17 protein-coding genes and 3 pseudogenes are annotated in these 19076 nt (G+C 67.4%); 11 read left to right on the forward strand and 9 right to left on the reverse strand.

Annotated features, from left to right (window positions below):
• Window positions 1-53 precede the first annotated feature (53 nt).
• On the forward strand, window positions 54-659 hold the full coding sequence (locus OG225_RS04570; RefSeq protein ID WP_405180525.1) for a TetR/AcrR family transcriptional regulator: 606 nt from the start codon (window positions 54-56) through the stop codon (window positions 657-659).
• Window positions 660-662: 3 nt separating this feature from the next.
• Here OG225_RS04570 and OG225_RS04575 read toward each other — a convergent pair whose 3' ends face one another.
• On the reverse strand, window positions 663-1241 hold the full coding sequence (locus tag OG225_RS04575; RefSeq protein ID WP_405180526.1) for a TetR/AcrR family transcriptional regulator: 579 nt from the start codon (window positions 1239-1241) through the stop codon (window positions 663-665).
• 121 nt (window positions 1242-1362) lie between these two features.
• Here OG225_RS04575 and OG225_RS04580 point away from each other — a divergent pair, with 121 nt between their 5' ends.
• Entirely contained in the window at window positions 1363-2025 is a 663-nt protein-coding gene (locus OG225_RS04580) for a class I SAM-dependent methyltransferase (protein ID WP_405180527.1), read from the forward strand.
• 18 nt (window positions 2026-2043) lie between these two features.
• Here the strand turns inward: OG225_RS04580 and OG225_RS04585 are convergent, their stop codons facing one another.
• The 7 genes and pseudogenes from OG225_RS04585 to OG225_RS04615 all read right to left on the reverse strand — a co-directional run bounded on the left by OG225_RS04585 (window position 2044) and on the right by OG225_RS04615 (window position 8668).
• Window positions 2044-3114 (reverse strand): prenyltransferase, encoded by a 1071-nt coding sequence (locus tag OG225_RS04585; protein WP_405180528.1) that lies wholly within the window; start codon window positions 3112-3114, stop codon window positions 2044-2046.
• Window positions 3101-3832: a class I SAM-dependent methyltransferase gene (locus tag OG225_RS04590; protein WP_405180529.1), complete on the reverse strand. Its 732-nt coding sequence runs from the start codon at window positions 3830-3832 to the stop codon at window positions 3101-3103. The genes OG225_RS04585 and OG225_RS04590 overlap by 14 nt, the downstream gene beginning before the upstream one ends.
• Window positions 3826-5094, reverse strand: a complete 1269-nt coding sequence (locus OG225_RS04595) for a glycosyltransferase family 4 protein (RefSeq protein ID WP_405180530.1) — start codon at window positions 5092-5094, stop codon at window positions 3826-3828. The genes OG225_RS04590 and OG225_RS04595 overlap by 7 nt, the downstream gene beginning before the upstream one ends.
• Entirely contained in the window at window positions 5094-5966 is an 873-nt protein-coding gene (locus OG225_RS04600) for an LLM class F420-dependent oxidoreductase (RefSeq protein WP_405183196.1), read from the reverse strand. Before OG225_RS04600 ends, OG225_RS04595 begins: the two co-directional genes overlap by 1 nt.
• An 81-nt stretch (window positions 5967-6047) precedes the next feature.
• Window positions 6048-6362, reverse strand: a pseudogene (locus tag OG225_RS04605) (carboxymuconolactone decarboxylase family protein); the annotation flags it as partial.
• A complete protein-coding gene (locus OG225_RS04610; RefSeq protein WP_405180531.1) occupies window positions 6359-7105 on the reverse strand; it encodes an SDR family oxidoreductase in 747 nt (248 codons plus the stop codon). The pseudogene OG225_RS04605 and the gene OG225_RS04610, both read right to left, overlap by 4 nt.
• Before the next feature lie 96 nt (window positions 7106-7201).
• On the reverse strand, window positions 7202-8668 hold the full coding sequence (locus OG225_RS04615) for an aldehyde dehydrogenase (protein WP_405180532.1): 1467 nt from the start codon (window positions 8666-8668) through the stop codon (window positions 7202-7204).
• 387 nt (window positions 8669-9055) lie between these two features.
• Here OG225_RS04615 and OG225_RS04620 point away from each other — a divergent pair, with 387 nt between their 5' ends.
• From OG225_RS04620 to OG225_RS04650, 7 genes and pseudogenes are all read left to right on the forward strand, one after another.
• Window positions 9056-9877, forward strand: coding sequence for an SDR family oxidoreductase (locus tag OG225_RS04620; protein ID WP_405180533.1), 822 nt, complete (start codon window positions 9056-9058; stop codon window positions 9875-9877).
• Window positions 9874-10098, forward strand: a complete 225-nt coding sequence (locus OG225_RS04625; RefSeq protein ID WP_216909303.1) for a ferredoxin — start codon at window positions 9874-9876, stop codon at window positions 10096-10098. Before OG225_RS04620 ends, OG225_RS04625 begins: the two co-directional genes overlap by 4 nt.
• Complete coding sequence (locus OG225_RS04630; protein WP_405180534.1) at window positions 10098-10649, forward strand: nuclear transport factor 2 family protein; 552 nt, start codon at window positions 10098-10100, stop codon at window positions 10647-10649. Before OG225_RS04625 ends, OG225_RS04630 begins: the two co-directional genes overlap by 1 nt.
• Window positions 10650-10654: 5 nt before the next feature.
• Window positions 10655-11899: a hypothetical protein gene (locus OG225_RS04635; protein WP_405180535.1), complete on the forward strand. Its 1245-nt coding sequence runs from the start codon at window positions 10655-10657 to the stop codon at window positions 11897-11899.
• Between the two features lie 16 nt (window positions 11900-11915).
• Window positions 11916-13532 (forward strand): acyl-CoA synthetase, encoded by a 1617-nt coding sequence (locus tag OG225_RS04640; RefSeq protein WP_405180536.1) that lies wholly within the window; start codon window positions 11916-11918, stop codon window positions 13530-13532.
• Window positions 13532-14656 (forward strand): dihydrodipicolinate reductase, encoded by a 1125-nt coding sequence (locus OG225_RS04645; RefSeq protein WP_405180537.1) that lies wholly within the window; start codon window positions 13532-13534, stop codon window positions 14654-14656. Before OG225_RS04640 ends, OG225_RS04645 begins: the two co-directional genes overlap by 1 nt.
• A pseudogene (locus OG225_RS04650) lies at window positions 14641-15715 on the forward strand (S-(hydroxymethyl)mycothiol dehydrogenase). Before OG225_RS04645 ends, OG225_RS04650 begins: the two are co-directional and overlap by 16 nt.
• An 88-nt stretch (window positions 15716-15803) precedes the next feature.
• Here the strand turns inward: OG225_RS04650 and OG225_RS04655 are convergent.
• The gene (locus tag OG225_RS04655) at window positions 15804-17168 is read right to left on the reverse strand and encodes a cytochrome P450 (RefSeq protein ID WP_405180538.1); all 1365 of its coding nucleotides are present in this window, start codon (window positions 17166-17168) and stop codon (window positions 15804-15806) included.
• 308 nt (window positions 17169-17476) lie between these two features.
• Between OG225_RS04655 and OG225_RS04660 the strand changes: the two genes are divergently transcribed.
• Entirely contained in the window at window positions 17477-18604 is a 1128-nt protein-coding gene (locus tag OG225_RS04660) for an MCE family protein (RefSeq protein ID WP_405183197.1), read from the forward strand.
• A 164-nt stretch (window positions 18605-18768) separates the two neighbouring features.
• Window positions 18769-19063: pseudogene (locus OG225_RS04665) on the forward strand (SDR family NAD(P)-dependent oxidoreductase); the annotation flags it as partial.
• Window positions 19064-19076 lie beyond the last annotated feature (13 nt).

Here is a 19076-nt window from a genome sequence, read left to right on the forward strand (position 1 = left end):
TCGGGAAACTCGATGTCGTTCCCTCGGGAACGCCGAACCGGAGAGCGAGGCGCGTGACCGAAGCACCGACGGCGACGGTGGTGGATCGGCTGCTCGACGCCGCGCAGAAGTTGTTGGCGACCAAGGGGATCCGGGCGACGACGGTCAGCGAGGTCGCCGAGGCCGCGGGGGTTTCGCGTGCCTGGCTCTACCGGCATTTCCCCGACAAGACGGCCCTGCTCGGCGCGGCGATCGTCCGGCTGACCGATGCCTTCTGGACCGACGCTCGCGCCGAACTGGACACGCTCGACACCTTCGGTGAGCAGGTCACGGCCGGTGTGCGTATCGGCCGCGGCGCCTACGACGACCCCGGCACCCTGCTCATGCGATTGCGCCTGGACGAACCGGGGGAATTCGCGGTCTGCGCCGGTGCGGGCGTCTCGGGTTTCGTCCCCGACCTGGCCTCGTTCTGGCGTCCCTACGTCGAAGCCGCGGCGGTGCGCGGCGAGATCCATCCCGGCCACGACCTCGCGGAGGTGTCGGAATGGGTCGCGCGGCTGCTGATCAGCCTCGGCACGATGCCGAGCACCGCCATCGATCCGGACGACGCCGCGTCGGTGCGGCGGCATGTGCGCCGCTACATACTTCCCGCGCTGTCCGCCGACCCCGCCACGACCTGACATTCATTTCAGCAGGAGCAACGCGGACCGCTCCAGGCGATCCGCGATATCCGAATACGATTCGTAACCCATGCCCGCTCTGACCAGCGCGCCCGCATACAGTAATTCCAGCGATTCGACGACTTCCGGATCGGGATCCTCTCCGAGTGCGCGGGAAATACGCTTGCGAATTTCCGCCCCTATGCGCACGCGCAGATGTTCGACATCGGGATCGCGACCGAGCAGTGCACTGTTCACCGCACCGGACAATTCCTGTTCGTCGGCGACGAGCAGGGCGATGCTGCGCAGTTCCGCCACCACGCGCACCGTCGGGTCGGCATCGTCGGAAGCGGGCGAATCCGTGTTGCGCAGACGGCGCCAGAATATCTCCGCGACGAGATGTTCCTTCGACGAGAAGTAGGTGTACGCGGTGGCCGTGCCCACCCCGGCCGCGGTGGCGACCATACGAATGGTCATGCCGGCGAAACCCTCGCGTGACAGGACCTCCACCGCGGCTCTTGTGAGTTTTTCGACGGTGTCGGCCTGCTTTCCCGTCAAGCGCCTACGGGTGGCTTCGACAGTCTTGGAATCGCCTCTGGACATGTGTCTGGATGATACTGTTATGCCTGGTCGGGAGCAATACGCTCCGCTCATATTTTCCCTGACGACGCGGTTCGATTTTTCGCGAATGCCGTGCTCAGGGACCTAGGGTTAGGTCGACGATATGGTGTCGAGTTCTGTTCGATCGTCGGATATTTCACAGTGGGCCGATCTGGCGGCGGATGTTCCCGGATTCATGCCTTTCGAGGAGGGCAAAGCGCTCTACGAGGCGGCCCTGCGATATTCGGCCGACGGGACGATCGTGGAAATCGGCACATATTGCGGTAAATCCGCCATATGGCTCGGCGCCGCCGCGCGTTCACGAAATGCGCAGGTGTTCACGATCGACCACCACCGCGGTTCCGAGGAACACCAGCCGGGCTGGGAATACCACGACACTGCGCTGGTCGACGAGGTGACCGGACGCTTCGACACCGTCACCGAATTCCGCAGGACCATGGTCCGCGCCGGACTCGACGACACCGTGATCGCGATCGTCGGCGAATCCGTGCGCGTCGCCCCGATCTGGCGGGCGCCGATCTCGCTGCTCTTCATCGACGGCGGCCACACCGAGATCGCCGCGCAGCGCGACTACGAGGGTTGGGCGAAATGGGTCGCCCTCGGCTCGGCCCTGGCCATCCACGATGTCTTCCCGGACCCGAACGACGGCGGTCAGGCCCCCTACGGCATCTACCGGCGCGCGCTGGACAGCGGCGAATTCCGCGAAATGTCCTGCACGGGTTCGCTGCGCGTTCTCGAACGGATCGCGGCGCCCGCGCCGGCCTGAACCAGCGGGGCACCGGATTCAGGCGATGACGTATCCGGCGCCCGTCGACGTGACCCCGGCGACCGCGTCCCGGAAGACGGCGTCGCGGAATATCCCGCTGCCCGGCGTAGCGCGCGACAGGGCGTCGGCGGCGAGCACGACCGCGGCGCCGGTCCACGTCGTGCGCTCCTCGGGCCAGCGTTTACCGTCGGCGAACACGAGTCCGGTCCAGTAGGAACCGTCGGCTTCGCGAAGATGCTGCATGGCGGCGAACAGATCGAGCGCGCGTGCGCGCTCGTCGAGACAGTCCAGCGCCATGACCAGTTCGCAGGTTTCGGCCCCGGTCACCCACGGCCGATCCGAGACGCAGCGGATGCCGATATTGCCGACAACGAAATCCCGCCACCGCTCGGCGATCCTGGCCCGACCGGCGTCACCGGTGATCGCCCCGCCGAGGATCGGGTAATACCAGTCCATCGAGTAGCGGTCCTTGACCGCGAAGACCTCCGGACGCTGCCGGATCGCCGAACCCAGTCGCGCGCGGGCCGATTCCCAGTCGGGGCGTTCGATGCCGAGCGCCCCGGCCAGCGCCGACGCGCAGCCGATGCTGTGGTGCATGCTCGAACATCCGGTCAGCAGCGCCTCGTCGAAGATTCCGTTGTCGTCACGCGCCCAATAGATCTGGCCGTGTTCACCCTGGAGTTCCAGGACGTAATCGATGGCGGCGCGCACCGTCGGCCACATCTCGCGGGCGAAGTCGGTATCGCCCGTGCACAGCAGGTGATGCCAGACACCGGTCGCGATGTAGGCGCAGAAATTGCTCTCGGTACCGGCGTCCTCGACGACGCCGAGCCGGAACTGCCTCGGCCAGGAACCATCGGGCCGCTGGGTCGAGGCCGACCACCGGTAGGCGGCTTTCGCCTCGTCGAGCAGTCCGGTCGCACTGAGCGCCATCGCCGATTCGATGTGATCCCACGGATCGGTATGCCCGCCGCCGAACCACGGGATGGCGCCGGAGGGTTCCTGTTCGGCGGCGATGGATTCACCGGTCCGCAGACTCTGCCGCCTGCTCAGTACCCCGGGGACGAACGGCAGTTCACGCCGCGACACGGTCGACCACCGGTTTGCTGAAATACAGCGCGACACTCTTGCCGACCAGTGGGTCGAGCAATTTCTCCGCCAGCCGGGTGGTGCGCGGCCTGCCCATCATGTCCCAGACCAGCAGTCGGTGATAGGCGCGGACCAGCACGTGGTCGTCCTTGCGCACGCCCACAGCGCATTTGAGCCACCAGTACGGCGCGTGCAGCGCGTGCGCGTGATGGCGATGGGCGAAACGCACACCGCGCCCGCCGATCTTGGCGCGCAGTTCGTCGGCGCGATAGATGCGGACGTGACCGCCCTCGTTGCTGTGGTATTCGGTCGACAGCGCCCAGCACACCCGTTCGGGCAGCCAGCGCGGCACCGTCACCACCAGCGTGCCGCCGGGGCGAAGCACGCGGATGAGTTCGGCGATGGCCGCGTCGTCCTCGGGGATGTGCTCGAGGATCTCCGAGGCGATGACGCAGTCGAATTCCCCGTCGGCGAACGGCAGGGCCAGCGCGTCGCCGCACACCGTCCGCGCCGCCGCTCCCGCCGGCGCCTCCTCGGCCTCGGCCATGGCCCGCAGCATCAGATCGACCCCGGACAGTTCCTCGGCGTCCTGGTCGAAGGCGATGATGTCGGCCCCGCGGCGGTAGGCCTCGAAGGAGTGACGGCCCGCGCCGCAGCCGACGTCGATGACGCGGGTCCCTGGGCCGATGCCCAGACGATCGAAATCGACGGTCAGCACGACTGTCCTCCTGCGATGTCGTCGTCGGAGCGGGCCGAACGACGGTCGATGGCCCGCTGGTACACCTGCGCGGTCTGGGCGGCCACCGATTCCCAGCTGAAGACCGACACCGCCCGCTCGCGGCAGGCGATCCCCATGCGGGCCCGCTGCTGCGGGGCATCCAGCAGTCCGCCGAGCGCGCGGGCCAGTTCGAGGTGGTCGCCCGGCTCGATGAGTTCGGCGCACACCCCCGGTTCGCCGACGACCTCGGGCAGCGCGCCGGTCCGACTGACGACCAGCGGTGTCCCGCTGGCCATCGCCTCGACCGCGGGCAGCGAGAATCCCTCGTACAGCGAAGGGATACAGGCGATTTCGGCGGACCGGAGCAGTTCGGCCAGTGCGAGATCGGTGAGCCCGCTGCGGACGTTGACGATATCGGAGAGACCGAGTTCGGCGATCGCCTTCTCGGTGGCGCCGTTCGGTTCCAGTTTGGCGACCAATTGCAGTTCCACCGTGTGGGTCACCCGCAGCCGTACCAGTGCCTGGAGGAGATGGTTGATCCCCTTGAGCGGTTTGTCGGCGCTGGCCACCGCGACGATCCGCCCGGGATGGCGCGGCCCGGCGCCCGGGGTGAACAGTTCGGTGTCCACACCGAGCGGCACCACCTTCAACTGCTCGGGCGCGATATCGAAATCGGCGACGATATCGGCCGCCGACGACGACGAGACGGTCAGCAGATCCGGAATCCGGGTCGCCACCCGCCGCTGCATCCCCAGGAAGCCGTACCAGCGGCGCACGAGCGGTTTCTTGCGCCAGATCGCGGCGGCAAGATCGACCTCGCGATCCTTGGTGATCGGGTGATGGATGGTCGCGACCAGTGGCAGTAGCTGTTGGATGTCGAGCAGTCCCGAGCCGAGGCACTGGTTGTCGTGGACGACGTCGAACTCCCTGGCCCGCGCGCGCAGCAGCCTGGCGGCCCGCAGGCTGAACGTGCGCGGTTCGGGGAAGCCCGCCGTCCACATGGTCGCCAGTTCCAGCAGATCGATCCGGTCGTGGATCTCGCTCGGGCGCGGTGTGCGGAACGGGTCGGGATCGCGGTAGAGATCCAGGCTCGGTACCCGGGTCAGCCGCACCCGGTCGTCGAGATCCTCGGGATAGGGCGGACCCGAGAAGACCTCCACCTCGTGACCGAGTTCGACCAGCCCGGTGCTCAGCCTGCGGATGTAGACACCCTGGCCGCCGCAGTGGGCTTTGCTGCGGTAGGACAACAAAGCAATGCGCACTAGAGGGTTCCTCCGTCGGCGGGCAACTCGATATCGGGCAGTTTGCCCGACAGCCGATCCAGGTATGCCCGCACTTCGGAATCGGATTTGTCCGGCAATCCATACAGTACGTCGGTGACCCCGGCCTCCGCCCACTCCGACAGGCGCGCTTTATCCGGTTTGAGATCCAGCGCGACCACGCGCGGACGCCCCTTCCGACCGGCCTCACGCCAGATACGCTGCAACGATTCGAGTCGAGCGGTGACATCGGTTTCGCCCGGCGTGGTGATCCAGCCGTCCGCCGATTCGGCGATCCACTGGAAGGTGCGCTCGGTCCCCGCCGCGCCGATGAGGACCGGCACCGACCGTTGCGGCGGCTTCGGCCACGCCCAACTGGGGCCGAACTGGACATACTCCCCGGAATAGCTGGCCTCGTCCTCGCTCCACAACGCGCGCATGGCCTCCAGGTACTCGCGCAGCACCGTGCGACGCTTACCCGGCGGAACACCGTGGTCGGTGAGCTCGTCGGTATTCCACCCGAATCCCGCGCCGAGGACGACGCGACCGCCGGACAGGTGATCGAGCGAGGCGATGGTCTTGGCCAGGGTGATCGGATCGTGTTCGACCGGCAGCGCCACCGCCGTCGCGAGTTCGATGCGGTCGGTCACCGCCGCCGCCATCGACAGCGCGACCCACGGATCGAGGGTGCGCATATACCTGTCGTCGGGCAGGCTCGCGTCGCCGGTCTGGGGGTGGGCGGCGTCGCGGCGCACCGGGATATGGGTGTGCTCGGGGACGTAGAAGGAATGGAAACCGGTCTGCTCGGCCGCGCGGGCGGCCGCGGCCGGGGTGATGCCGCGGTCGCTGGTGAACAGCACGATGCCGTAGCGCAGCCGATCGCCGGTGCGCACCTTCTTCTTCTCCTTGCCGACGATCGAGCCGACGACACCGTCGAGGGCGGTGCCCTGCGGCCAGCCGACGTAATGGCACAGGAACAGGGCGGCCTCGCGCAATTGCGTCTCGTCGAGTTCGCCGTTGCGATAGGCCGCGCCCACCTGGATATCGGCGACATCGAAAAGGCCCTGCGCGGCGAGCGCGCCGAGCAGAAGCAGGCGACGGTCACGCACCGACAGCGCGGGACGCGACCAGATGTCGGCGAAGAGATGGTCGGCGGTGACCGCGAAATGCTCGCCGGGCCCGTCCCGTAATTCCCAGCCGTAGACCTGGGACATCTTGGCGAGTCCGCGCTTGCGGACCTCGGAGATCTCTGGGGGCGTGTTGTCGGTCATGAGCGGAAGATCTGTCCGCCGTCGATATTGAAGATCTGGCCGGTGACCCAGCCCGCGTCGTCGGACAGCAGGAACAGGCAGGCGCCGATCAGGTCGTCCGGTGTGCCCATGCGCTTGAGCGGCAGGCGTTTGACCATGTCGTCGACGATGGATCCCGGGGTGACGTTCTTGGTGGCTTCGGTGTCGATGGGGCCCGGCGCGATGGCGTTGACCCGGATGTTGCCGCCGAGTTCGGTGGCCAGCTGCTGGGTGAGCCCGTTGACGCCCACCTTGGCCAGTCCGTAGAAGCCCGAGTACAGCCAGGCGGCGGTGGAGGACTGGTTCACGATCGATCCGCCCTTCTTCCGCATATGCGGCCAGACCGCGCGGGTCACGTTCAGCGCGCCGTCCATGTTCACGCTCATGAACTTCTTGTAGTAGTCCCACGGGACGGTGAGCAGGAGATCGAGTTTCATATCCCCGTAGATGGCCGCGTTGTTGACCAGGTGGTCGATGCCGCCGAATTCGGCGACGGTGAATTCGGCGAGCGCGACCGCGGATTCGGGATCGGAGACATCGACCCGGGCGAAGACCGCGGTGCCGCCCGAGGCGACGATCTTCTCCGCGGTGGCCGTGCCGACTTCGGCGTTGAGATCCGCGACGACGACCTTGGCGCCCTCGGCGGCCAGCGCAGCGGCGTAGGCGGCCCCGATGCCCTGGGCCGCACCGGTGACTATGACGGATTTTCCGGTGAAACGAGACATGTACCAGCTCCTGCTGATCGGTGATGCGAACGAATGGGTCGTTCCGGGGTGAACCCCGGCGATGAGCCGGCTACCCGGCGGTGGCGATCGGCCGGATCATCCGGAGGTGGCGATGAGTTTGGTCTCGAGGTACTCCTCGAAACCGGCGACGCCCATCTCACGTCCGTTGCCCGACTGTTTGTAGCCGCCGAACGGCGCGTCGGCGGAATACCAGATGCCGCCGTTGACGCCGAGGGTTCCGGTGCGGATGCGGCTGGTCACGTGGTCGATCCGGGCGGGTTCGGTACCCCACACCGAACCGGACAGCCCGTAGGGGGAGTCGTTGGCGATGCGGATGGCGTCGTCGTCGCCGTCGTGCGGGATGACGACCAGCACCGGCCCGAAGATCTCCTCGCGCGCGACGGTGGACCCGTTGTCGAGATCGGCGATGAGGGTGGGCTCGATGAAGAAGCCACGGTCGAGTCCCGCGGGCCGCCCGCCGCCGACCACGATGCGTCCGCCTTCGGCGCGGGCCAGCGACAGGTAGTGCTCCACGCGGGCGCGCTGGGCCGAGGAGATGAGCGGTCCGCAGATGGTGCCCGGTGTGGTGGGGTCGCCCGGCCGGATACCGCCCATGGTCGCGGCGGCGGCCTCGATGGCCTGTTCGTAGGAGGCCCGGGGGACCAGCAGACGGGTGGTGAGCGCGCACCCCTGTCCGGCGTGCACGCAGACCGAGAAGGCGGCGAATCCCGCGGCCGCGGCGATATCGGCGTCGTCGAGGATGACGAACGCGGATTTGCCGCCGAGTTCGAGGAAGGTCTTCTTGAGTGTGGCGGCGGCATTGGTCATGACCGCGCGGCCGGTGGCGGTCGAGCCGGTGAAGCTGATCATGTCGACCCGTGGGTCGCTGGTCAGCGCGCTGCCGATCTCGTGGGCCGAGGAGGTGACGATGTTGACCACGCCCGGCGGGATATCGGTGTACTCGGCGATGATCGCGCCGACCGAGGTCGCGCACCACGGGGTGTCCGGTGCGGGTTTCAGGACGACGGTATTGCCCGCGGCCAGGGCGGGGCCGAGTTTGGCGAAGTTGATCTGGTGCGGGAAATTCCACGGCGTGATCGCGCCGACGACGCCGATCGCCTCGCGTCGCAGCACCCGCGAACTCTTGATGCCCATCGGCGACGCGGTGCCCAGATCGGTCTCCCACGCGTAGCTTTCGGCGAGTCCGGCGGCGTATTCGAGATCGTCGACCGGACCTTCGAGCTGGGGGCCGCGAGTCAGCATGAGCGGCGCGCCCACCTCGGCGATGGTGATCTCGCGTAATGCCTCGGCATTGGCCTGCAACGCGGTGCGCAGCTGGCGCAGGCAGTGGGTGCGGAAGGCGTGGTCGCGCGACCAGTCGGTGTCGTCGAACGCGGTGCGGGCGGCGCCGATGGCCGCGTCGAGGTCGGCGCTGTCGGCGTCGGCGGCATGGCCGAGGACTTCCTCGGTGGCGGGGTTCACTGTGTCGAAGGTGCCGCCGCCCCCGGGCCGCAGCTCACCTCCGATGAGGAGCTGCGAACTATCGGCGGTCAGAAGGCTCATGAACTACTCCCACAGTGTCTGGACAGGTGTATGGAATATAGTCCGGACTTTTAGGGGTATGCAAGAACATGTTCTTGTCGCGCAGCGTATCGACATGGGGGGCACCGTGAATTCTCGTCCGCGAGGGCCGCGCCTGTTCCATGATGGATTCGGACGGGCCGTGGAAATTCTCCACTGATCCCCGTTGTCCTGGATCATGGTCGGTGGTACCGTCCAGACACATGTCCAGCTACATGTCTCTAGGACGTTTCTTCGGGACGTCCGCGGTAGGGAACGTGTTATCTGAATCGGGGTGCGCGCGATGGCAGCCGACTCCTCGGAGCCGTCGATACTCGACCCGCACGACCACCTCTGTCACGAGGATCTGTACACCATGGAGGCCGGGTAATGCCACGTTTCGAACCTCATCCCGCGCGCAGGCCGGTCCTCGTCGCGGGCGCGTCCTCCGGCATCGGCGCCGCGACCGCCGTCGCGCTGGCCGCGCTCGGCCATCCCGTCGCGCTCGGCGCGCGCCGGGTGGAGGTCTGCGAACAGATCGCCGAGGGGATCAGGGCCGACGGCGGCCAGGCGTTCGCGCACCGACTCGACGTCACCAGCGGCGAATCCGTCGACGCGTTCGTCACCGCCGCCGAAGCGACGAACGGACCCGCCGAGATCCTGGTCTCCGGCGCGGGCGATATCGAATTCTCGTTGATCGAGGCGATGGATCCCGACCGATTCCTGGACCAGGTGCAGGTGCACCTGATCGGCGCGCACCGGATGACGCACCGCGTGCTGCCGGGCATGCTCGAGCGCAGACGCGGTGATGTCGTGCTGATCAGCTCGGACTGCGCCCCGACCCCGCGTCCGCGCACCGGCGCATACAGCTCGTCCAAGGCGGCCGTCGAGTCCATGGGCCTGCAATTGCGGATGGAGTTGGAGGGCGCCGGAATACGCGCCTCGCTGGTGCGCCCGGGCCCCACTCGGACCGGCATGGGCACACAGGCCGACGCCGAAGTCGTCGGTCCACTGCTCGAGGACTGGGTGCACTGGGGTTTCGCGCGCCACCCGTATCTGCTGCGGGCCGCGGATATGGCGGCCGCCGTCGTCGCCGTGGTCAGCGCCGCGCGCGGCGTGCACATGGCCCTGGTCGAGGTCCAGCCGGAAGCTCCGCCGCGCGAACGGGTCACACCGACCGCGCCCGCCGAAGCGGTGGGGACGCCGTCGTGAAGATCTCCGTGGACACCGATCTGTGCCAGGGCCACGCGGTCTGCCAAGCCGAAGCCCCGACCGTCTTCGCCGTGCCCAAGCGCGGCCACGTCGAAATCCTCGACGCCACACCGGGTTCCGAGCTGAGCGCCGATGTCGGGAACGCCGTCCGCTACTGCCCGACCCAAGCTCTCTCACTCGCCGACGACGGCGACGTCTCCTCCCCGAAAGGTACCGACTGATGCCCGATTTCGACCGCGCGGAACTCGACGAGATGATCCAGCGCTGGATCACCGAGAATCAGCGCTGTGAGGAGAAAGGTGACTGGAAGCCGCTGGCGCAGATGTACACCGTCGACGCCACCTACGGCTGGAACTACGGTCCCACCCAGGAGTTCATGGCCGTCGGCCGCGACGAGATCCGCGATATCGCCCTCGGTCAGGAAATGGACGGACTCGAGGGCTGGACGTACCCGTACCAGGACTTCGTCGTCGACGAGCGCAGCGGCAACGTGATCGGTCTGTGGAAGCAGGTCGCCGACGCGCGGCGGCCCGACGGGCGCAGTTACACCGTCGACGGGATCGGCGGCAGCTGGTTCCGCTACGGCGGCGATTTCCAGTGGTCGTGGCAGCGCGACTTCTTCGACTTCGGCAATGTCTCCGCCCTGTTCATGGAGATGATCACGGCGAACACGCTGTCACCGGGGATGCACAAGCGCATCGAGCGCTCGGTGTCGACCAAGCGGCTGCCGGGCTGGTACCGCATCGGTGAAGCACCGGTCGCGCTGTGGTGAACAACGTGCCGACCAGCAGGTACCAGGGCCTGTCCCGGGCCGACCTGGCGATTCTCGTGCCCGAACTGCTGCTGTGCGGACATCTCATCGACCGCTCAGGCATGGCGCATTCGATCGGCGCGTTCGGTCGCGAGGGGATGGCCCAGATCGCGATCGAGGAATGGCAGACCGCCAGCCCCGTCTACACCCGGCGCATGCAGCGGGCGCTGAAATTCACCGGCGACAGTGTGGAAACCATCTTCAAGGGGCTCCAGCTCGATATCGGCGCCCCGCCGCAGTTCATGGATTTCCGCTACCGCGTCGACGACCACGATCACGGCGAATTCTGGCTCGATCACTGCGGCGCGCTCGCCGACGTGGAACCGATGGGCGAGGAATTCGTCGTCTCGATGTGTCACGACATCGAGGATCCGACCTTCGACGCCACCGCGCTCGCCACCAACCCGCACGCGCAGGTCCGCCCGATCCACCGGCCGCCGCGTCGGCCCGCCGATCGGCGCCCGGTCTGCGCGTGGACCGTCATCATCTCCGATTCGCATGTGCCGCCGCCGATTCCGCCCAACTCGGAACTGGTCGCCGAGTCGGTCGCGGCCGGGGTGGAATTGCCTGCCGTCGCCCCCGCGTCGGAGGGCATGTCCGACTACTCGGGCCCGCTGCTGAGCGATCTGCGTTTCCCGGACTTCTCGCAGTCCGCCCTGGTACGCATGGCCGAAGAGGTCTGCTTGCAGCAGCACCTGCTCACGCTCGGGTTCATGATCGCGGTCCGCTCGCGCGCCGACGCGGACGCCGCCGCCGAGATCGGCCGCAAGCAGTTCACCGGCATCGCGGGACTGGCCTCCGAACGCATCCGCAACAGCCTGCGTCTCGGTGACGACGTCGCGGCGCTGGTCCAGGTGCTGCGCCTGCATCCGGCCTTGAATCCGCTGTCCTACACGGGAATCGAGATCACCGAAACACCCGGTGCGGTGCAACTGCATGTGCCGAACGACACCGGCGCCCATCGTGACGGCACCTGGCCCGCCATGCTCACCCCGGACCGCCCGGGCCCGCTCGAGGCGATGGTGCGCGGGGTGAACCCGCGATTCACGCCGCGGGTCATCTGCGCGTCAGCGGACGGTTTCACCGTCGAGATCACCCTCGGCGACAAAACCTTCCGCGAGGCGTCGGAGGTGGCGATCACCCGGTTCAGTACCGGCGCCGATTTCGCCTTCACCGATCGTGGCATCCCGCTGCCCCTGACGGTCGTGTGACCGGAGATGAAGTGATATGGCCGAGAATTTCGCCGATCTGTTCGAACACGCCGTCGACGCGATGCCCGAGCGGATCGCGCTGATCCACGAGGATCATCGGGTCACCTTCGCGGATCTGGACGCCAGGGCCAACCGGCTGGCACACCACCTCGCGAGCGTGGGTGTCGGCAACGGCACCCACGTCGGATTCCAGATGCACAACAGCGTGGAGACCATCGAAACCCTGATCGCCTGCTTCAAACTCGCGGCGGTCCCCATCAACGTCAACTACCGCTACGGCGCGGCGGAGTTGTCCTACCTGTACGAGAACTCCGATATCGCGGTGCTCGTCCATCACGCCCGCTACCGCGAGGCGGTCGGGCAGGCGCGGTCGGCGGCGCCACTGCTGCGCTACGTGATCCAGGTCGACGACGATTCCGGCGCGGGCGTGCCCGACGCGGAATCCGGTGTCGCGCACTACGAGACCGTCATCGTGACCGGATCGCCCGCGCGTCCGGTGATCGACCGCGGCGGCGACGACCTCTTCATGATGTACACCGGCGGCACCACAGGAATGCCCAAGGGCGTGATGTGGCATCAGGAGGACATGTGGCGGGTCCTCGGCGGCGGTATCGACTTCTACTCCGGTGAACCCGTCGCCGACGAATACCAGCAGTCGCGCACCGGTGCGCAGGGCGACCCGAGTACCTGGTTCGTCCTGCCGCCGCTGATCCACGCCGCGGCCATGATGCCGACCTTCGCGGCGCTGTGGTCGGGCAACGCGGTGATCCTGTCGCCGCGGTTCGAGCCGGGAGCGGTCTGGAAGGCGGTGGCGACCCATCGGGCGCACGTTCTGGTGATCACCGGTGACGCGATGGCCCGTCCGTTGCTCGACAGCTACGCGGCGGAGCCGGTCGACACCTCCTCGCTGCTCGCGATCGCCTCCGGCGCGGCACTGTTGTCGCAGCCGGTGAAGAACGCGCTGCTCGAACAGTTCCCGTCCTCGGTGGTCTCCGATTCGATCGGCTCGTCCGAAACCGGTTTCGGCGGAATCGGATTCGCCCAGAAGGACGACGATCCCGCGCGCGGTCCGCGCGTGCAGACCGGCCGCGGAGCCGTGGTGGTCGACGCCGACGGTGTGCCGGTCGAGTCGGGTGCCGAGGGCTGGCTGGCCAAGAAGGGCGCGGTACCCATCGGGTACCACAAGGACCCCGTCAAGACCGACCGCCTGTTCAAAACCGTCGACGGCGCGCGCATCGTGGTGACCGACGATCGGGCCCGCTCCGAACTCGACGGCTCGATCACCCTGCTCGGTCGAGGCAATATGGTGATCAACACCGGCGGCGAGAAAGTGTTCGTCGAAGAGGTCGAGGGCGTCGTGAAATCACACGACGCGATCTACGACGCCGTGGTCGTCGGCGTCGCGCACGAGCGGTGGGGGCAGCAGGTCGCCGCGGTGGTCTCGCCGGTCGGCACCGAACCCGTCGAATTCGCGGCCGTACTCGCGCACGTGCGACGCTATCTGGCCGGATACAAAGTGCCCAAACAGATCTGGGTCACCGAAACCATCGTGCGCTCACCCAGCGGCAAACCCGACTACGGATGGGCCAGGAACCGCGTCGCCGCCCGTCCGCCGGATCACCGGGAGGACTGATGCCACGGGTGATCCAATGGGCGACCGGCGGCCTCGGGCAGGCCGCGATCGGCGCCGTCCTCGACCACCCAGACCTCGAACTGGTCGGTGCGTGGGTGCACAGCGCGCACAAGGAAGGCCTCGATCTGGGCGAACTGATCGGCCGCGCGCCGATCGGAGTCCGGGCGACCACCGATATCGACGCACTGCTCGCCATCGACGCCGACTGTGTGCTGTACAGCCCGTTCATGGCCGATCCGGCGGTGTTGCGCGCCATCCTGTCCTCGGGCAAGAACGTCGTCACCCCGCTCGGCTGGTTCTATCCGCGCCGCGGCGAACGCGCACGCTACGACGCGCTCTGTCGTGAAGCGGGAGTCACGCTGCACGGCACCGGAATTCATCCGGGTGGCATCACCGAGCGGCTGCCGCTGGTGATCTCGGCGCTGTCCGGCTCGGTGACGGCGGTGCGCGCCGAGGAGTTCTCCGATATCCGTACCTACGCCGCGCCCGAGGTGGTGCGGGACTGGATGCTGTTCGGCGCGACGCCCGACAAGGCCGCGGCGAGTCCGATGATCCAGATGCTCGCGGGCGGCTACAGCCAATCGGTCTGGATGATCGCCGACGAACTCGGGTTCGACCTCGATCCGGATCTGACCGTCACGCACGACATCGCCGTCGCCACCGCACCGATCGACTCGCCGATCGGGGAGATAGCGCCCGGCCACGTCGCGGCTCAGCGCTACCGCTGGCAGGGCACCGTCGACGGAACCCCGGTGATCACCGCCGCGGTGAACTGGTTCATGGGGGAGGAGCATCTCGATCCGCCCTGGCGTTTCGGCCCGGCGGGCCAGCGCTACGAGATCGAGATCGTCGGCGATCCCGGATCGATGACGACCTTCACCGGAATGCACGGGCACGTATCCGATTCGACCGCGCCGAATCCGGGCATCGTCGCCACCGCGATGCATTGCGTCAACGCGATTCCCTATGTCGTCGCGGCCGAACCCGGCCTGCGCACCTATCTGGATCTGCCGCCGGTGGCCGGGCGTGCCGCGGCCGGGTTGCACCGCTCCCGGCGTGACCACGCCCGATCCGCCGTCGAGACAAAGGCTCTACATGACCTACGAAAGTGCGCGGAGTGGTAGCCCGGGGAAAGGGCGAAACCGTCTCCGTCGAAACGATTCTCGTACCGGATCCGGGGGCCCGGTGAGGTCGTCGTCGATATCGAGGCGTGCGGGGTCTGCCACACCGACCTGCATTACCGCGAAGGCGGGATCGGCACGAACTACCCGTACCTGCTCGGTCACGAGGCGGCCGGAATCGTGTCCGCGGTCGGTCCCGGCGTCACCGAGGTGGCCCCGGGCGATTACGTGATCCTCAACTGGCGCGCGGTCTGCGGGCAATGCCGGGCCTGCAAGCGCGGACGCCCGTGGTACTGCTTCGACACGGCCGACGCCACCGGCGTGATGACACTCGCCGACGGCACGCCGTTGAGTCCCGCGCTCGGCATCGGGGCGTTCGCCGAGAAGACCCTGGTGGCCGCCGGGCAGTGTACCGAGGTCGACCCGGCGGCTCCGCCGCAGGTCGCGGGTCTGCTCGGCTGCGGTGTGATGGCCGGGCTGGGCGCGGCGCTCAATACCGGCAATGTCTCGCGTGGCGATTCGGTGGCCGTCATCGGCTGCGGCGGTGTCGGCGCGGCCGCGGTCCTCGGCGCGTCGCTCGCGGGTGCGGCGAAGATCATCGCCGTCGACCTCGACGAGCGAAAACTGTTGATGGCCAAGGGATTCGGCGTGACCGATACGGTGCACGCGGGCTCGGGGGACGTGGTGGCCGCCATCCAGGCACTGACCGGCGGTTTCGGTGCCGATGTCGTGATCGACGCAGTGGGCAGGCCGGAAACCTACACCCAGTCGTTCTACGCGCGCGATCTCGCGGGCACGGTGGTCCTGGTCGGGGTGCCGACGCCGGAGATGTCGCTGGAACTGCCGCTGTTGCACCTGTTCGAGCGCGGCGGCGCGTTGAAATCGTCGTGGTACGGCGACTGCCTGCCGTCGCGGGATTTCCCGATGCTCATCGACCTGTTCCTCCAGGGCCGACTGCCGCTGGACGCCTTCGTCACCGAGACCATCGGCCTCGACGAGGTCGAGAACGCCTTCACCCGGATGCATCACGGTGACGTGCTGCGTTCGGTGGTGCTGCTCTGAATCGTCGCCCGAGCGGGTCGCCCTCCGAGAATTCTCAGAGGGCGATCACCGCTGTCGGCGCTAACCGCGACGCGCGGTCGGCCATCGGTCAGTTTTCCTCGGTGCGTCGTCGGCGGCGATAACGGACCGTGCACGGCTTCTGCAACTGCACCACCATCTTGCTGTGATCGTTGCGGTAGCTCTCCGACGGCTGGGCCATCTCGAACTCCCAGTCCCGCAACAGAATCGAGAAGATCGCCTTGAGCTGCATGAGCGCGAAGGCCGCGCCGACGCACCGATGGCGACCCGCGCCGAACGGAATCCAGGTCCACCGGTTGATCAGATCGGCCTGGTTCGGATCGATGTAGCGGCTCGGATCGAACCGGTCGGGCTCGGGGAAGTCCTCGGCCAGCCGGTTGGAGATCGCGGGGGTGGCCGCCACCATGTCACCGGGGGCGATCCGATGTCCGCAGACGTCGAATTCGCCCTGGGCGATGCGCATCAGGATGATCAGCGGCGGATGCAGGCGCAGGGTCTCCTTCAACACCGCCTCCAGCTGCGGGATCTGGCGCAGCGCGTTGAAGCTCACCTCGGAGCCGTCGGCGTAGAGCTCGTCGAGCTCGGTGACCACCGACTCCAGCACTTCGGGATGGCGCAGCAGTTCGATGATCGACCACGCCGCGGTGCCGGAGGTTGTGTGATGCCCGGCGAACATCATCGAGATGAAGATGCCGGTGATCTCGCTGGCGCTGAAACGCGGATTGCCGTCCTCGTCGGGCACCGACACCAGCACGTCGAGCATGTCGCGATCGGCCTTGGTCGCGGGCGGCTTGGCCTTGCGGGCGTCCATGATGCCCTGGACCAGCGCGACCAGCTCCACGCGTGCCTCGTCGCGCCGACGGAAACTCTCGATCGGCGCGTACGGGTCGACGTAGGCGAGTGCGTCGGTGCCGCGCTCGAGATCGTGGTAGAGGTGCGCGAACCGGTCATCGAGTTCGTTGCGGAACTTGGTACCGATCAGGCACGCCGAGGACGTGTAGATGGTGAGTTCGGCGAAGAAGTCGAGCAGATCGATCTCGCCCTCGTCATCCCAGCCCGCCAGCATCTGGTCGACCTCGCGGGCGATGGTCGCGGCGTGCCCACGCATGTGTTCGGCGCGTAGTGCCTGGTTGTGCAGCATTTCCTTGCGCCGCTCCGGTGGCGCGTCGAAGATCACGCCCTCGCCGAAGATGGGTTTCATGAAGGGGTAGGCCGCGCCCTGGTCCATATCCTCGTCGCCGGCCCGGAAGAAGAATTCGTTGGCTTCCGCGCCGGACAGCATGATCACGTGGCGACCGGCGAGTTCGAAGGATCCGACGTCGCCGCATTCCTCGCGGACGCGACGCATCAGGGCGATGGGGTCGACCCGAAATTCCTCGAGGTGGCCGTGTTCGTGCTCGCCTCCGGACACCCGCCTCGGTTTCAGCAGAGTCATTGGATTCCTTCCCCGAGATTGCTGTCCATACATATGATGGACATGTGTCTGGACAGTACTGTGGCCGGCTGGGCGCGGGCAAGGGAACCGTGGGAGATCCCGCTATGGATCGATGGTCCCCCCAACGAACCGAAGGCGTGCGCGAAACAGCCCGTCGCGCGTCGTTCTCCAAGAGGTGAGTAGTGAATTCACGACAGCACATCGCGTCCGACACGCAGGTCGACGGTCCGCGTCCGTCGACACCACCTCGGCAGGGGTGGGCGGAATGGCTGTGGTCGGCACTACGGCTCAAACTCGCCGGGTTGGCGATGATCCTCACGATCGTCACCGTGGCGGCGCTGGCGATGATCTCCTTCGCGGGCGGTTTCACCTCGACGGTCGCGGTGACGGTCGAGGCGCCGCGCAGCGGTCTCGTGCTCGACCCGGACGCGAAGGTGCGTATGCGCGGTGTCGAGATCGGCCGGGTCGCCTCGATCGACTATCGGGCCGATCGGGTCGCGCTGCGACTGGCGATCGATCCCGACGCGTTGCGCAGGGTTCCGACCAACGCGCTGGTCGAGATTCGTTCCACCACCGTGTTCGGCGCGAAGTATGTCAATTTCGTCGCGCCGCCCGCGCCGTCGACGGCGTCGCTGCGACCGGGTGCGCTCGTGCGGGCCGAATCCGTGACGGTGGAGTGGAACACTCTGTTCGAGCGATTGTCGGCGGTCCTCGCCCAGGTGGAACCCGGTCGGCTCAACGCCACGCTCGCCGCACTCGGCACCGCGCTCGAAGGACGGGGCGACACCCTCGGCGAACTGCTGACCAGAGCGGATTCGGTCCTGCGCGAGATCAATCCGAGCCTGCCCGCGTTGCGACGGGATCTGGCCGCGACCGGGCAGGTCGGCGATCTCTACGCCGACGCCGCGACCGATCTGCTGCGCACGGTCGACAACGCGACATATACGAGCGCGACCGTGGCCGAGAATCAGCAGCGATTGGACGCGCTGTTGCTCGATCTGATCGGACTGGCCGACACCGGTGGGAGCGTCCTCGCGGAGAACGAGCGGCCCCTCGGCACGGCGCTGGATCTGCTGCGCCCGACCGCCGCGCTGCTGAACGACTACTCGCCGGTGCTCACCTGCGTCATCGTCGGAATCGCGCAGGTCATGCCGGAAGCCGAGGGTTTCGTCGGCGGCCTGCAACCGGGTGCCGCGTTCAACACCAATTTCATGTTCCCCGCTCCGCCGTACGAGTACCCGAACGACCTGCCCAAGGTGAACGCGACCGGCGGTCCGCACTGCGACGGTGTCGTGGATCCGGTGCGCGGAAGCCATTCCGACTACCTGGTCACCGATACGAATCAGGGCGCCCCGTACGTGCCGCCGACGGTGAACAGTCCGAAGACCCCGCTGGTCTTCGAGATTCTCTTCGCCGGCGTCGATTCGGGTTTTTGACTCGGTGATCGGGCCGGGGGATCCTGTCGGATCGACAGTCGAGCGGGATCCGGCGGATTGTTTCCGGTCCAGGGATACGGCTGACACGAACTCGTCGGGCTGATAGATGTCTGGACAGCTGTCTGCAATAGTGTTCATGCCGGGATCGTGGCGAAAGCCGTGCGATGGTCGAGCAGGGCCGAGGATCGATCATCAACACGAGTTCCTTGGCCTACCTCGGCGACTACGGCGGGACCGGGTACGCGGCGGGTAAGGGCGCGGTGACCAGCCTGACCCTGGCGATGGCCGCCGAACTACGCGAGTACGGCATCCGGGCCAATAGCGTGTGTCCCGGCGCGAAGACCCATCGGGGCGGGCGGTTTCATCGGGCGATTCAAGCGCCCCGAGACCGCCGTGCTCGGCTACCGCGACCACGCGGAATCCCCGCCATGGAGTCTCGCGGAGCTGCACGACCTGATCGACGAGAACGCGT

It is taken from the genome of Nocardia sp. NBC_01377 (assembly GCF_045040005.1).
Taxonomy (GTDB): domain Bacteria; phylum Actinomycetota; class Actinomycetes; order Mycobacteriales; family Mycobacteriaceae; genus Nocardia; species Nocardia noduli.

Bases quoted from the DNA above. Each gene is read 5' to 3' on its own strand.
- OG225_RS04640 (WP_405180536.1), top strand. From the start codon at position 11,916: ATGGCCGAGAATTTCGCCGATCTGTTCGAACACGCCGTCGACGCGATG.
- OG225_RS04575 (WP_405180526.1), bottom strand. From the start codon at position 1,241: ATGTCCAGAGGCGATTCCAAGACTGTCGAAGCCACCCGTAGGCGCTTG.
- OG225_RS04645 (WP_405180537.1), top strand. From the start codon at position 13,532: ATGCCACGGGTGATCCAATGGGCGACCGGCGGCCTCGGGCAGGCCGCG.
- OG225_RS04655 (WP_405180538.1), bottom strand. From the start codon at position 17,168: ATGACTCTGCTGAAACCGAGGCGGGTGTCCGGAGGCGAGCACGAACAC.
- OG225_RS04660 (WP_405183197.1), top strand. From the start codon at position 17,477: ATGATCCTCACGATCGTCACCGTGGCGGCGCTGGCGATGATCTCCTTC.
- OG225_RS04615 (WP_405180532.1), bottom strand. From the start codon at position 8,668: ATGAGCCTTCTGACCGCCGATAGTTCGCAGCTCCTCATCGGAGGTGAG.
- OG225_RS04620 (WP_405180533.1), top strand. From the start codon at position 9,056: ATGCCACGTTTCGAACCTCATCCCGCGCGCAGGCCGGTCCTCGTCGCG.
- OG225_RS04630 (WP_405180534.1), top strand. From the start codon at position 10,098: ATGCCCGATTTCGACCGCGCGGAACTCGACGAGATGATCCAGCGCTGG.
- OG225_RS04610 (WP_405180531.1), bottom strand. From the start codon at position 7,105: ATGTCTCGTTTCACCGGAAAATCCGTCATAGTCACCGGTGCGGCCCAG.
- OG225_RS04580 (WP_405180527.1), top strand. From the start codon at position 1,363: ATGGTGTCGAGTTCTGTTCGATCGTCGGATATTTCACAGTGGGCCGAT.